Annotated in this window: 14 protein-coding genes and 5 tRNA genes; 2 read left to right on the plus strand and 17 right to left on the minus strand. The window is 43.6% G+C overall.

The features are described from left to right. Nucleotides 1-13 precede the first annotated feature (13 nt). The 17 genes from rpoB to ACQRBJ_RS01375 all read right to left on the minus strand — a co-directional run bounded on the left by rpoB (nt 14) and on the right by ACQRBJ_RS01375 (nt 12,133). Entirely contained in the window at nt 14-3,826 is a 3,813-nt protein-coding gene (gene rpoB / locus ACQRBJ_RS01295; RefSeq protein WP_294969762.1) for a DNA-directed RNA polymerase subunit beta, read from the minus strand. A gap of 111 nt (nt 3,827-3,937) precedes the next feature. Beyond that, nucleotides 3,938-4,315 carry a 50S ribosomal protein L7/L12 gene (gene rplL / locus ACQRBJ_RS01300; RefSeq protein ID WP_089543935.1) on the minus strand — a complete coding sequence of 126 codons (378 nt, stop codon included), beginning with the start codon at nt 4,313-4,315 and terminating at the stop codon, nt 3,938-3,940. Between the two features lie 55 nt (nt 4,316-4,370). Beyond that, on the minus strand, nt 4,371-4,889 hold the full coding sequence (gene rplJ / locus ACQRBJ_RS01305; RefSeq protein WP_294969765.1) for a 50S ribosomal protein L10: 519 nt from the start codon (nt 4,887-4,889) through the stop codon (nt 4,371-4,373). 18 nt (nt 4,890-4,907) lie between these two features. Continuing rightward, complete coding sequence (gene rplA / locus ACQRBJ_RS01310) at nt 4,908-5,600, minus strand: 50S ribosomal protein L1 (protein ID WP_294700320.1); 693 nt, start codon at nt 5,598-5,600, stop codon at nt 4,908-4,910. Nucleotides 5,601-5,621: 21 nt separating this feature from the next. Further along, nucleotides 5,622-6,062: a 50S ribosomal protein L11 gene (gene rplK / locus ACQRBJ_RS01315; RefSeq protein ID WP_089543938.1), complete on the minus strand. Its 441-nt coding sequence runs from the start codon at nt 6,060-6,062 to the stop codon at nt 5,622-5,624. A 61-nt stretch (nt 6,063-6,123) separates the two neighbouring features. Continuing rightward, complete coding sequence (nusG, locus tag ACQRBJ_RS01320) at nt 6,124-6,666, minus strand: transcription termination/antitermination protein NusG (RefSeq protein WP_445302667.1); 543 nt, start codon at nt 6,664-6,666, stop codon at nt 6,124-6,126. A gap of 12 nt (nt 6,667-6,678) precedes the next feature. Continuing rightward, nucleotides 6,679-6,867: a preprotein translocase subunit SecE gene (gene secE / locus ACQRBJ_RS01325; protein ID WP_006848848.1), complete on the minus strand. Its 189-nt coding sequence runs from the start codon at nt 6,865-6,867 to the stop codon at nt 6,679-6,681. Between the two features lie 16 nt (nt 6,868-6,883). Continuing rightward, nucleotides 6,884-6,956: transfer RNA gene (locus tag ACQRBJ_RS01330), tRNA-Trp, on the minus strand. Between the two features lie 62 nt (nt 6,957-7,018). Next, nucleotides 7,019-8,215 carry an elongation factor Tu gene (gene tuf / locus ACQRBJ_RS01335; protein ID WP_295348174.1) on the minus strand — a complete coding sequence of 399 codons (1,197 nt, stop codon included), beginning with the start codon at nt 8,213-8,215 and terminating at the stop codon, nt 7,019-7,021. A 69-nt stretch (nt 8,216-8,284) separates the two neighbouring features. Beyond that, nucleotides 8,285-8,356 (minus strand) — tRNA-Thr (locus ACQRBJ_RS01340). A gap of 14 nt (nt 8,357-8,370) precedes the next feature. Then, nucleotides 8,371-8,443: transfer RNA gene (locus ACQRBJ_RS01345), tRNA-Gly, on the minus strand. 13 nt (nt 8,444-8,456) lie between these two features. Beyond that, a tRNA-Tyr gene (locus tag ACQRBJ_RS01350) sits at nt 8,457-8,538 on the minus strand. A 16-nt stretch (nt 8,539-8,554) separates the two neighbouring features. Beyond that, a tRNA-Thr gene (locus ACQRBJ_RS01355) sits at nt 8,555-8,628 on the minus strand. A gap of 100 nt (nt 8,629-8,728) precedes the next feature. Beyond that, nucleotides 8,729-9,028: a ribosome hibernation-promoting factor, HPF/YfiA family gene (hpf, locus tag ACQRBJ_RS01360; RefSeq protein ID WP_217760866.1), complete on the minus strand. Its 300-nt coding sequence runs from the start codon at nt 9,026-9,028 to the stop codon at nt 8,729-8,731. Nucleotides 9,029-9,050: 22 nt separating this feature from the next. After that, nucleotides 9,051-9,932 carry a tyrosine-type recombinase/integrase gene (locus ACQRBJ_RS01365; RefSeq protein WP_445302685.1) on the minus strand — a complete coding sequence of 294 codons (882 nt, stop codon included), beginning with the start codon at nt 9,930-9,932 and terminating at the stop codon, nt 9,051-9,053. A gap of 83 nt (nt 9,933-10,015) precedes the next feature. After that, nucleotides 10,016-10,207, minus strand: coding sequence for a 30S ribosomal protein S21 (gene rpsU, locus ACQRBJ_RS01370; protein WP_006848852.1), 192 nt, complete (start codon nt 10,205-10,207; stop codon nt 10,016-10,018). A 138-nt stretch (nt 10,208-10,345) separates the two neighbouring features. Further along, nucleotides 10,346-12,133 (minus strand): aminopeptidase P family protein, encoded by a 1,788-nt coding sequence (locus ACQRBJ_RS01375; RefSeq protein ID WP_445302668.1) that lies wholly within the window; start codon nt 12,131-12,133, stop codon nt 10,346-10,348. Between the two features lie 304 nt (nt 12,134-12,437). Here ACQRBJ_RS01375 and ACQRBJ_RS01380 point away from each other — a divergent pair, with 304 nt between their 5' ends. Further along, nucleotides 12,438-13,430, plus strand: a complete 993-nt coding sequence (locus tag ACQRBJ_RS01380) for a malate dehydrogenase (protein ID WP_270531200.1) — start codon at nt 12,438-12,440, stop codon at nt 13,428-13,430. A 222-nt stretch (nt 13,431-13,652) separates the two neighbouring features. After that, nucleotides 13,653-14,507, plus strand: coding sequence for a DUF3737 family protein (locus tag ACQRBJ_RS01385; protein ID WP_445302669.1), 855 nt, complete (start codon nt 13,653-13,655; stop codon nt 14,505-14,507). Nucleotides 14,508-14,679: the final 172 nt, after the last annotated feature.

Here is a 14,679-nt window from a genome sequence, read left to right on the forward strand (position 1 = left end):
GGGGTTCTCAAAATTAATCCAGCTTGATGCTCAAGCCAAGGCCGCGAAGCTCATGGAGCAATACGTTGAGTGACTCTGGAATGCCAGGTGTTGGCATTGGATCACCCTTCACGATTGCCTCGTATGCCTTGCTACGTCCTACAACGTCATCTGACTTGATAGTCAGAATCTCCTGCAATACGTGGCTGGCACCGAAAGCCTCGATGGCCCAAACCTCCATCTCTCCGAATCGCTGACCACCAAACTGTGCCTTACCACCAAGTGGCTGCTGAGTAATCAGAGAGTAAGGACCGATGGAACGTGCGTGCATCTTATCCTCAACCATGTGACCCAACTTCAAGAAGTAAGTCATACCAACTGTAGCTGGCTGGTCGAACTGCTCACCTGTCTCACCATCATAGAGGTAAGTAGAACAGAAGCGAGGCAAACCAGCCTTATCTGTCCATTCAGAAAGGTCTTCCAGCTTAGCACCGTCAAAGATAGGAGTAGCGAACTTAACACCCAACTTCTTACCTGCAGCACCGAGGATACACTCAAAGATCTGACCAAGGTTCATTCGAGAAGGCACACCCAATGGGTTCAATACCATATCAACAGGACGACCGTCTGCCATGAATGGCATATCCTCAAGACGAACTACCTTAGAAACGATACCCTTATTACCGTGACGACCAGCAAGCTTATCACCTACCTGAATCTTACGCTTCTTAGCGATGTAAACCTTAGCCATCTGAAGAATTCCTGATGGAAGCTCATCACCGATAGTAATAGCAAACTTGCGACGCTTCAACTCAGCATCAAGCTGCTTGTACTTGCGGATATAGTTCATGATCAAACGCTGGATCAAACCATTGGTATGGTCATCATCTGTCCAACCATTAGACTGAACACCATCATACTCCAGGTTCTTCAAGGCAGTAGCAGTGAACTTGCTACCTTTGGTAATGATTTCAGCACCTGTATAATCCTTGACGCCCTCAGAAGTCTTTCCCTCTGTCAGAGTGAGCAACTTATCAACGAGGATATCCTTCAAGTCGTCTCCCTTTGCCTCGTACTCCTCATCAATCTTTGCAAGTATAATCTTATCCTGCTTCTTGGATTCACGAGTCTTCACTGCACGTGAGAACAACTTCTTGTCAATAACAACACCACTCAAAGATGGATTAGCCTTCAATGAAGAATCCTTCACATCACCAGCCTTGTCACCGAAGATAGCACGGAGCAACTTCTCTTCTGGTGAAGGATCGCTCTCACCCTTAGGTGAAATCTTACCAATCATGATATCGCCTGGTTCAATTCTAGCACCTACGCGAACGATACCATTATCATCGAGGTCCTTTGTAGCTTCTTCGCTTACGTTTGGAATATCGGAAGTAAATTCCTCTACACCACGCTTAGTCTCACGAACATCAAGAGAATACTCGTCTACGTGAACAGAAGTCAACACGTCATCGCGAACCATGCGCTCAGAGATAACGACGGCATCCTCATAGTTATAACCCTTCCAAGGGATATAAGCAACGAGCAAGTTACGACCCAAAGCCAACTCACCATTTTCAGTAGCATAACCCTCAGTCAGGATATCGCCAGCCTTCACACGTTGACCCTTATTGCAGATAGGACGCAAGTCGATGGTCATATTCTGGTTGGTACGACGGAACTTAGGAATACGATACTCCTTCAAAGCAGGCTCGAAGCTTACGAACTCATCATCCTCTGTACGATCGTAAAGAATACGGATGGTTGTAGCATCTACATATTCGATAACACCCTCGCCTTCTGCAGTAACCATAGTACGTGAATCTTCACAAACCTGCTTCTCAAGACCAGTACCTACGATAGGTGCATCATTGTGAAGCAATGGAACAGCCTGGCGCATCATGTTACATCCCATCAACGCACGGTGACCGTCATCATGCTCCAAGAATGGAATCAAACCTGCTGATACAGAAGCAATCTGCTGAGGTGACACGTCAACATAATCAACGTCTGCAGGAGGAACAACTGGGTAATCAGCATCCTGACGGCACTTAACAACGTCACGGATAAATTCACCTTCTTCTGTCAAAGGAGCATTACCCTGACCAATAATCTTAGCCTCTTCATCCTCAGCGGTCAAGAATACGACATCAGCATTATCCATGTCAACCTTGCTGTCGTTAACCTTACGGTAAGGAGTAACGATAAAGCCAAGGTCATTGATCTTTGCATACATACAGAGAGAAGAAATCAAACCGATGTTTGGACCTTCAGGACTCTCAATAGGACAAAGACGACCATAGTGAGTATAGTGTACGTCACGAACCTCGAAACCTGCACGCTCACGAGACAAACCACCAGGACCGAGGGCAGAAAGACGACGCTTGTGAGTTACCTCAGCCAATGGGTTGGTCTGGTCCATGAACTGAGACAATGGGTTTGTACCGAAGAATGAGTTGATAACACTAGAGATGGTCTTGGCATTGATCAAATCTGTTGGTGTAAACACCTCATTGTCACGAACGTTCATACGCTCACGGATTGTACGGCTCATACGTGCCAAACCGATAGAGAACTGGTTAGCCAACTGCTCGCCAACGGTACGAACACGACGGTTAGACAAGTGGTCGATATCATCAACTGTAGCACTTGAGTTGATGAGCTGAATCAAATATTTGATAATCTCGATGATATCGTCCTTCGTCAAAACGCGGACATCCATATCTGTATCGAGACCCAACTTCTTATTAATACGGTAGCGACCTACCTCACCCAAATCATAACGCTTGTCTGAGAAGAACAAGTTCTGGAATACTTCGCGTGCACTGGCATCATCAGCAGGATCAGCATTACGCAACTGACGATAAATGTAGTTGACTGCCTCTTTTTCAGAGTTACTTGGGTCCTTTGCCAATGTATTGAAGATGATGGTAAACTTGTTAGCAGCCTCTTCATTCTTGTGAAGAAGAACAGTAGAAGCACCACTCTCAACAATCTCCTCGATGTTATCGACAGTCAACTCGGTTTCACGTTCCATGATAACCTCGTTACGTTCGATAGATACAACTTCACCAGTATCCTCATCAACGAAGTCCTCATACCAACTCTTCAGGACACGTGCAGCAAGCTTGCGACCGATAGCAGCCTTCATATTCTTCTTGTTAACCTTAACCTCCTCAGCAAGGTCGAAAATCTGGAGAATATCCTTATCCTGCTCATAGCCGATAGCACGAAGCAAGGTAGTAACAGGCAACTTCTTCTTACGGTCGATGTAAGCATACATCACATTATTGATGTCAGTAGCAAACTCAATCCAGCTACCCTTGAAAGGAATGATACGGGCAGAATAGAGAAGAGTACCATTTGCATGAACACCCTGTCCAAAGAACACACCAGGTGAACGGTGCAACTGAGAAACAACAACACGCTCAGCACCATTGATGACGAATGTACCGTTAGAAGTCATGTAAGGGATAGTACCCAAGAATACATCTTGAATGAAAGTACCGAAATCCTCATGGTCAGGATCAGTACAATACAGTTTCATCTTAGCCTTCAAAGGTACGCTATATGTAAGACCGCGCTCCAAGCACTCATCAATAGAATAACGAGGAGGGTCAATATAGTAATCCAAGAACTCAAGAACGAAATTATTACGAGTATCGGTGATAGGGAAATTCTCAGAGAACACCTTATACAAACCGTCATTCTTGCGTTCCTCAGGCGGAGTATCCAACTGTAAGAAGTCCTTAAAAGACTTTAACTGCACATCGAGAAAATCCGGATATGGGTACGGATTATGGACGCTGGCAAAATTTACTCTGTTATCAACAATTTTTGTAGCCATTAGAAGTTATTAAATGGGGTTTTATTAACATGATAATAAAAGACACAAAAAGGTTAGGACTCGCCTACTAGGAGAATCCTAACCATTATGTAAGAGATGTAATTAATCTAATTACTTGAGCTCTACCTTAGCACCAGCCTCTTCGATAGCCTTCTTAAGGTTCTCAGCCTCGTCCTTAGATACACCCTCCTTGATTGTAGAAGGAGCACCGTCTACGAGATCCTTAGCCTCTTTCAAGCCGAGACCACAAGCCTCCTTAACAGCCTTTACTACCTGGAGCTTAGCGCCACCAACTTCAGCGAGAACTACGTCGAAAGAAGACTTCTCCTCAGCTGCAGCTGCACCACCAGCAGCAGGACCAGCAGCTACAGCTACAGCTGCAGCAGCAGGCTCAATTCCATACTCGTCCTTGAGGACTGTTGCCAACTCATTAACTTCCTTAACAGTAAGATTTACTAACTCTTCTGCAATAGCTTTGATATCTGCCATTTTATTCTAAATTTTTATTTGTTTATACTATTAAAATTGATAACATTGTGATTGATTACTCAGGACGCTCGCCCAATGTCTTAAGCACACCGTGAATAGTGTTGCTTCCTGATTGAAGAGCAGAAACAACGTTCTTTGCTGGAGACTGGAGCAAAGCAACAATCTCTGCGATAACCTCGCTCTTGCTCTTGATTGCTGAAAGTTCTGCGAGCTTGTCTGCACCAACATAAAATCCTTCCTCTGCATAAGCAGCCTTCAATGCTGGGATGCCTTCCTTCTCGTATTCCTTCAACAACTTAGCTGGTACATTAGCTACGTTAGTGAACATAACTGCTGTAGTACCCTTCAAGCTGCCATAAAGCTCAGAGAAATCGATGTCTGATGCCTCAAATGCCTTGTGAAGCAAGGTATTCTTAACAACAACCATCTTAATCTCACTCTTGAAACACTTGCGACGAAGATTGCTTGTCTTCTCTGCATCCAATCCTGTAACATCTACAAGATAGAAGTGAGGGAATTCCTGAAGCAACTGTCCAAGTTTGGTGATGATAGTATCTTTAACTTCTTTCTTCATTTTACAAAACTTTTAGAGTTATTCAACTGATTTAGGATCAATCTTGATACCCTTACTCATAGTGCTAGAAATAAAGATACTCTTGATATATGTACCTTTAGCAGCAGCAGGCTTCAACTTGATAACTGTATTGATGAACTCCTTAGCATTTCCGTAGATCTGCTCTGAGGTCATACTAACCTTACCGATTGAAGTGTGGATAATACCAGCCTTATCAACCTTAAAGTCAATCTTACCTTGCTTAACTTCCTTAACTGCCTTAGCAACATCCATAGTTACAGTGCCACTCTTAGGGTTTGGCATCAATCCACGAGGACCGAGAACACGACCCAAAGGACCAATCTTACCCATGCAAGATGGCATTGTGATGATGACATCAATATCTGTCCAACCACCCTTAATCTTCTCAACATATTCGTCGAGACCTACGTAGTCAGCGCCTGCTTCCTTAGCAGCAGCTTCCTGATCAGGAGTACAGAGAGCGAGCACGCGAGTAACCTTACCGGTACCGTTTGGCAATGAAACAACGCCACGAACCATCTGGTTAGCCTTACGTGGGTCAACACCTAAACGTACATCAATATCAAGAGATGCATCAAACTTGGTTGTGGTAATTTCCTTAACCAACTCTGCAGCCTCTTTCAAAGTGTACATCTTCCCTGCTTCAACCTTATCAGCTACTGATTTTTGATTTTTTGTCAGTTTACTCATTTTTCTAATTGAAGTTTTAAATTATTTACCAGGGAAGTCTCCCTTTACAGTAATACCCATACTTCTTGCAGTACCAGCGATGAGCTTCATAGCTGACTCTACAGTAAAGCAGTTCAAGTCCTTCATCTTATCCTCAGCGATTACCTTTACCTGATCCCAAGTAAGAGAAGCAACCTTCTGACGATTAGGCTGAGCAGAACCACTCTTGATCTTTGCAGCCTCTTTCAACTGTACAGCAGCAGGAGGAGTCTTGATAACGAAATCGAACGACTTGTCAGTGTAGTATGTAATAACAACTGGCAATACCTTACCTGCTTTGTCCTGGGTACGGGCGTTGAACTCCTTGCAGAATCCCATGATATTAATACCTTTAGAACCCAGAGCAGGTCCTACTGGAGGTGAAGGATTTGCAGCGCCACCTTTAATCTGTAATTTGATTAATCCAGCAACTTCTTTAGCCATTTTCTTGTTAATATTTAAAATTGAAACTTATAAAAGGATCTAAAATTCTCGTAACAGAATCCTATTCCTTTTCTACTTGCATAAAACCTAATTCCAACGGAGTTTTACGTCCGAAGATCTTAACCGTTACCTTCAGCTTATGTTTCTCCAAGTTAACCTCTTCGATAACACCACTGAATCCACTGAATGGACCTTCCATTACCTTAACAGTATCATTAACGAGATAAGGACAATCTAGATTCTCCTCAAATTCAGTCTCTTCTGCTGCTCCCAACATTCGATTGATCTCTCTCTGTGGGACAGGTGTAGGCTCATCCAATCCTCCAAGGAAACCAAGAACGTTAGGCATGAAACGCAGTGTATGCGCAACATCACCCTTCAGTTTAGCCTCCACAAAAACATAACCTGGAAGAGATACTTTTTCTTTAACGACTCTCTTACCATTACGCACAGCCGCATGCTTCTCAACTGGTATAAGCACCTGAGAAACATTTGCTGCAAGTAAGTCATTGTGCTTCATCTCAGCTTCGATGTATTCTTTCACCTTAGCCTCTTTACCGCTTACGGCCTTGAGCACATACCATTTATTTCCTGCGTCTGCCATTTCCTTTAAAAATTAACCTGGATAAACAACACCCATAAAGGCTTTGAATATAGAGTCCATCGCGAACACCACCAATGCAATGACTAGGGAAGCAGATAATACAACCATTGCACTATGAGTAAGTTCGGCACGTGATGGCCAAGTAGTCTTATGCGCAAGTTCATCGTAACATGCCTTGCAATAATTTACTATTTTATTCATATTATCTTCTATTTTGCACGGGTTGAAGGGCTCGAACCCTCGACACCTGGTTTTGGAGACCAGTGCTCTACCAACTGAGCTAAACCCGTAAGTTGACTTCCGCCTCCGCAGAAGCAGAAGTCATATATAGTAAGTCTAGATAATTCTAAAATTACTGAACATCGTCGAGAAGTGCTGTAATCTGACCAGAACCTACTGTACGACCACCCTCACGGATAGCGAAACGAAGACCCTCGTTCAAAGCAACCTTGTAGATCAACACTACCTCAATCTCTACGTTATCACCAGGCATTACCATCTCAACTCCCTCTGGAAGCTTGATTTCACCTGTACAGTCCATAGTACGGAGATAGAACTGAGGACGATACTTGTTACCGAATGGAGTATGACGTCCACCCTCTTCCTTCTTCAATACATAGATAGAAGCCTTGAAGTGATCGTGAGGAGTAATAGCACCTGGGTGTACAACTACCATACCACGCTTAACTTCTGCCTTGTCAATACCACGGAGAAGCAAACCTACGTTATCACCTGCCTCACCCTCAGCGAGTACCTTACGGAACATCTCAACACCAGTGATAACAGACTTCTTATCCTCACCAAGACCGAGCAACTGAACTTCGTCACCTACCTTGCAACGACCAGTCTCGATACGACCAGTAGCAACAGTACCACGACCTGTGATTGAGAATACGTCCTCGATAGGCATCAAGAATGGCTTGTCAACCTCACGCTCAGGCTCCTGAATCCACTCATCAACTACGTCCATCAAGTTCTCAACAGACTTAACCCACTTCTCTACACCGTTCAAAGCACCGAGAGCAGAACCGCGTACGATTGGAGTATCCTCCTCATAACCGTACTGTTCGAGGATCTCATGAAGCTCCATCTCAACGAGCTCAAGCATCTCCTCATCGTCAACCATATCACACTTGTTCAAGAAAACAACCAAGCGAGGAACGTTTACCTGACGTGCAAGAAGTACGTGCTCACGTGTCTGTGGCATAGGACCATCAGTAGCAGCACAAACCAAGATAGCACCATCCATCTGAGCAGCACCAGTAACCATGTTCTTTACATAGTCAGCGTGTCCAGGACAGTCAACGTGCGCATAGTGACGCTTTGCAGTCTCATACTCGATGTGAGCAGAGTTGATAGTGATACCACGCTCTTTCTCCTCAGGAGCATTATCAATCTGATCGAATGACTTAACTTCCTCAGTTGTACCGAGCTTCTCATTCAATACCTTAGAGATAGCAGCGGTCAGAGTAGTCTTACCATGGTCAACATGACCAATTGTACCAATGTTAACATGCGGTTTGGTACGCACGAATTCTTCTTTAGCCATAGCTTTTCTTTTTATTTATATAAATGAATAATCTGTTCCTCTACCATCCTAAAGCATCTAGAACGATAGAGCTGTAACTGAGAGTTGAACTCAGGACCTCTTCCTTACCAAGGAAGTGCTCTACCACTGAGCTATTACAGCAAGTTAATAAATTGAGCGGAAAACGGGGCTCAAACCCGCGACCCCCAGCTTGGAAGGCTAGTGCTCTATCAACTGAGCTATTTCCGCTTATCAAAGAAAGTGGGTAGTGATGGATTCGAACCACCGAAGGCATAGCCAGCAGATTTACAGTCTGCCCCATTTGGCCACTCTGGTAACTACCCATAAACTTTCCTTTCGAGCCTCTTGTCGGATTCGAACCAACGACCCCGAGATTACAAATCACGTGCTCTGGCCAACTGAGCTAAAGAGGCAATCTTTACAGCCGCAATACGGCTAAGTTTTCGACCTATCGGAAAACGGCTGCAAAGATACAACTATTTTTTGAATCCACAAAATTTTTTCGTGTTTTTTTTATCGATTCCTTGTTTTTTCTTTAAATTTGGTCAATTGAACCTTCATAGAATCCACTGCCTGGTCAACTCCCTCCTCAAAAGTATCGCATGTCTTCTCCACGAACAAATGGGTTCCTGGGACTGCAACATCGAGATGGACTTCCTTGTTAAGGGCAGTAGCAGGTTTTACGACCTTTAATTGCACCTCTACTTTCTGTATATCTTCATAAGTTTTCTCCAACTTGGCGATTTTCTTCTCGATAAACGCCTGTAACTTCTCAGTAGCGTCGAAATGAATCGACTGAATCTTAATTTCCATAGTGACCTCCAATTTTAAAAGGTTATGCCCTTGGATGGGCTTCATTATAAACTCGCTTTAACTGTTCGAACGTTGTATGCGTATAAATCTCCGTAGTAGAGAGCTTGGCATGTCCCAACAGTTTTTTCAAACTTTCAATACCAACATGATGATTCAACATTGCCGTAGCAAACGTATGTCTCAAGACATGTGGGCTTTTCTTTTTCAACGAGCAGACCCTCGAGAGGTTTTCCTTCACAATAGAGCGAACATTAGCAGTACTCATCCTCATCCCCTTTCTAGAAAGAAACAAAGCATCCGACTTTCGCTCCAAGCTAAGATTCCTTAGCCTTATATATCCTTGTAAAGTTTCACTAAGCTCGTCACCAAACGGAATGACACGCTGCTTATTTCCCTTTCCCGTGACCTTCAACTCTTTATTCAGAAAGTTGACATCCTCATCATTCAAGCCAACCAGTTCCGAGACTCGCATCCCAGTTTCATAGAACGTTATAATTAAGGTACGCGCACGTACACTATTATAATCAGTCCCCCACTGTTGCTTATCCAGCAAATCCTCCAACTCACTCTCTTTCAAGAATTGCGGCAGAGGTTTTTCTTTTTTCGGCCCTTGGACTTGATAAACAGGATCACTTCCCACATAATGCCTCGACAAGGCAAAACGATAAAAAGTCTTCAAAGCACTCAACCTTCTACAGACTGAAGTAGCCTTATTTCCCTCGTCAATCATCTGAGCCATCCAGTTACGGACGAGATCAGCATCAACGGTTTCCCAAGAGAAGGAATCAGACAAGTCCCTAGCAAACTTCTCGAAGTGTTTCAAATCATCCCGATAGCTTTCTACTGTCCTTTGCGACCTATTCAGTTCACACTCTAAGTATTCTAAGAACTTGTCAATATTCAGCATAAGGTTGCTCATTCTGTTATTCGGCAACGAAGTTACGAAAATTAATTCAAACTACCAAATTTTTTGAGGATTTTTTACTATTATTCCTCGTTTGCGCGCAACTGCTGTACGTAAATGGCGTGTTCCATCTTGAGACGCTTCAAAACAGATGGCTTGTCGTACTGCTGACGAGCACGCAACTCCTTAACAACACCTGTCTTTTCAAACTTTCTCTTAAACTTCTTGAGAGCTCTCTCGATGTTCTCACCGTCCTTAACTGGTACAATAATCATTTTTTTGCTTTTAATTTATAATGTTAAACTTATATTATTTCTTGCGTAATGGGCATGATGCCACAATTTGCGGGTGCAAAATTACATCTTATTTTTCAGATAACCAAGAATTTAGACGTTTTTTTTGTTTTAACGCCTTCATTTTATGGTTTTTGTGGCATTTTCCAGCCATTTTTTCTCCTCTTCATCAAGATAAGGAGCCAATTCTGCATACACCTTAGCATGATATTCATTGAGCCAAGCCAGCTCTTCCGGCATGAGCATTGTCAAATCAATTGGTGCTGTATCTATTGGACAAAGGGTTAGAGGTTCTATCTGTAAGAACTTACCGAATTCCGTTTTCATATAATCGGAAAGCAAGACTGTATTTTCGATACGTACTCCAAACTTTCCCGCCAGATAGAGTCCTGGTTCATCCGTCAAAGTCATGCCGGCACGTAATGGAGTCGGCATATACTCCATTCGGATTTGGTGAGGTCCTTCATGCACGCTCAGATAGGATCCAACACCGTGACCTGTACCATGCAGGAAATTGAATCCTTCTCTCCACATGCACTCTCGTCCCAAAGCATCGAGTTGAGTACCGGAAGCGCCATCAGGGAATTTAGCCAATTCCAACTGAATATGAGCCTTCAGTACCAACGTATAGATGTGTTTCATTTCCTCGGTAATCGGCCCGAGAGCAATGGTACGGGTAATATCAGTAGTGCCATCCTGATATTGTGCACCAGAATCAAGGAGCAGCAATCCCTCCGGCTTCAAAGGAATATCAGTTTCCGGCGTTGCCTCATAATGAACGATAGCTCCATGAGCCTGATATCCGGCAATTGTGTCAAATGAGATATCACGGAACAATTTCTGTTCTGCACGCAAAGCAGTCAACTTCTTATCGATTGAGATTTCGGTTTCCCCTCCAGCCTCAACAGCCGGAAGCAGCCATTTGAGGAATTTCACCATCGCCACACCGTCTTTCAACATCGCACTACGATATCCGGCAATCTCGGCCTCATTCTTCACAGCCTTCATTGCCGGTATTGGGGAAGAAGCTTGAACTATCTCCTGACATCTTACTGCTTTCCAAAGATAATAGCTGGTTTCGTTACCATCCAGGAGAATATTATATTCAGAATAAGCCTTCAGCCCCTCTTCCACCTTATTATATTTATATATAGAGACACTGTTGGATTCCAGATATGCACGTATCTCGGAGCTGACTTTAGCTTCATCAACAAAAAGTGACACCTTGTCCGAAGCTATCAGGAGATAGCTGACAAACACAGGGACGCAATGCACATCAGTACCACGCAGATTCAGAGTCCAGGCGATATCATCCAGGGCAGAAACCAACATGCCATCAGCATGCTGAGCTCTTAAAGCCTGTCTGATACGCTTAATCTTAGAAGAAACATCCTCACCAGCAAATTCCATTGGCTGAATTTCTACAGGTTTCAAAGGAATGGAAGGACGATCTTTCCAAATTTCCTCCAACGGATCAAAATTGGTACGAACCGTGATGCCACCTGCTTTACGCAAATCAGCAATCAATCCAGAAGTTGAGGAATAGGAATTAACCCATCCGTCCAAACCCACTTCTGGAGAGTCTACATCCTGCAGCTCCTTCCCCAGCCATTCTGCAATCGAAAGAGTTCCCGGAATTTTCAATTTCATCAACTGAAACTCAGTACCTTTCAACTGTTCCTCAGCAGCAAGAAAATAGCGGGAGTCTGTCCACAACGCAGCAGAATGCATGGTCACGACTGCTGTTCCTGCAGAACCATCAAAGCCTGATATCCAAGCCCTACCCATCCAATGGTCAGCAACATACTCACTTTGATGAGCATCAGTACTAGGAAAAATGAACGCAGCAAGATGCTCACGCTTCATAACCTCCCTTAAACTTTCCAATCTTTGATTAATCATATTCATCGGCACACATTATTATAATTATGCATTTCGTTTATTACTACCATTCCTCTCTGGAAAGAGAAGAAAATATAGTATTTTGCTAATTAGAGATTACAAAGATACGAATTTTAAGAATTAATCACAAATTTAAGCGGAAATAAATGCACGTTTTACATTACTTTTTAGTAATTTTGCGGTCGGAAAGCCAAAAGAGCGAGATTTACGGTCTTTTTATCTGATGACAATCCAGCAAAACAAAAGTTGCAACACATTGCAACTCAGTAAGCAAGAAATTTATAAACATCTTAAATAAAATATTGTAGTTATGGAATTTTTAACAAATGACAAGCTCGTTATCGTCGGTGCAGGCGGTATGATTGGTTCAAACATGGTTCAGAGCGCTTTGATGCTCGGTCTTACTCCTAATATTTGTCTCTACGACATCTTCGAGCCAGGTGTTCACGGTGTTTTCGATGAGATTCAGCAGTGCGCATTCCCTGGTGTTAACGTTACTTATACAGTAAATCCAGAGGAAGCTTTCACTGGTGCTAAGTACATCATCTCTTCTGGTGGTGCTCCTCGTAAGGAGGGTATGACTCGTGAGGACCTTCTCAAGGGTAACTGCAAGATCGCTGCTGAGTTCGGTGACAATATCAAGAAGTACTGCCCAGAGGTTGAGCATGTAGTTGTTATCTTCAACCCAGCTGACGTTACAGCTTTGACAGCTCTTATCCACTCTGGTTTGAAGCCAAATCAGTTGACTTCACTCGCAGCTCTCGACTCTACTCGTTTGCAGCAGGCTTTGGCTCTCGAGTTCGGTGTACAGCAGGATAAGGTTACTGGCGCTCACACTTATGGTGGTCACGGCGAGCAGATGGCAGTATTTGCTTCTCAGGTTAAGGTTGACGGCAAGCCATTGGCAGAGATGGGTCTTTCTGACGAGCGTTGGGAGGAGATCAAGCACCACACAGTACAGGGTGGTTCTAACATCATCAAGCTCCGTGGCCGTTCTTCATTCCAGAGCCCAGCTTACAACGCAGTTAAGATGATCGAGGCTGCTATGGGTGGTGAGAAGTTCACATTGCCAGCAGGTTGCTATGTAAACTGCGACAAGTGCGGTTTCAAGAACGTAATGATGGCTATGCCTACTACTATCGACAAGACTGGTGTTCACTTCACAGAGCCTACAGGTACTGAGGAAGAGCTCGCTAGCCTCCAGAAGTCTTACGAGCACCTTTGCAAGATGCGCGATGAGATCGTAGAGCTTGGCATCGTACCTCCAGTAGCTGAGTGGAAAGAGATGAACCCTAACTTGTAATTCTCCACTTCGGATTTTTAGAAGTTAACTCGATAAGGGCTGAATCGTGAAAATGCTTCATGATTCAGCCTTTTTTGATTTCCATTTTTCCTGCCTTCAGCAACTTTATCCGCAAATACGCCATAAAGTTACACTTTTCAGTAAATCAGGTTATACGACTTTGGCATTATTTTTGTAATTTTGCAAACAGAAATAACAAATAAAAAAGGATAATAGAAAATTATGGAATTGATAAAGAACAAATCATTCGGAGGCGAGCGCCCTCTCTTCGGTGCTCACGATGTGCGTTTAGAAGATATTACGATTACAGATGGCGAATCGGGCATCAAGTGCTGCCAAAACATAGAATGCCACCATTCCAAGTTTTATGGCAAATACCCTTGGTGGCATGTGGATGGTTCCCTCATCACAGACTGCTACTTCGCCCCAGAAAGCCGTTCCGCCATCTGGTATAGTGATAATATGGTGATGAAAGACTGCACCATCGATGGTCCTAAGTTCTTCCGCGAAATGAAGAACCTGGAATTGGAGAACGTCAACATCACGGATGCAGACGAGACTTTCTGGAAGGTAGATGGACTGAAACTGAAGAACGTAAAGCTCCACGACGGCACCTATCCATTCATGTTTTCCAAGAACATCTATGTAGATGGACTGGAGAGCGATTCCAAGTATGTATTCCAATACTGCAGGAATGTGGAGATTCACAACGCAAAGATTACAACCAAGGACAGTTTCTGGGAATGCGAGAATGTAACCGTCTATGATTCGGAACTGAATGGTGAGTATCTGGCCTGGCACAGCAAGAACATCAAGTTCGTACGTTGCCACATCAACGGCGAGCAGCCTCTCTGCTACATGGACCATGTAACTCTGGAGGATTGCACCTTTGATAAGGAATGCGACCGTGCCTTCGAGGATTGCACCAACATCGATGCACAGATTAAGGGAAGTATCACCAATATCAAAAACCCTATCTCCGGAAGAATCGAGGCAGACGAAGTGGGAAGCGTAACATATACTGAGTTTGCCAAAGCGCCAAAGGGTGCATGTAAAATCACAGATAAATCGAAATAGTTTAAGAGGTAATTACAGAAATGACAACAATCAAGTAAATTACTTATTGTTCCCATAACTAATTATTCTTACACTTAACTGAAATCTCCGTTCATAGACACTGAACGGCCGTTCAAAAGCTTTGAATGTACGTTCAATGTCTTTGAACGGAGATTCAAAGTCTACGAACGAA

It is taken from the genome of Prevotella sp. SGI.167 (assembly GCF_050313615.1).
Lineage (GTDB): Bacteria > Bacteroidota > Bacteroidia > Bacteroidales > Bacteroidaceae > Prevotella.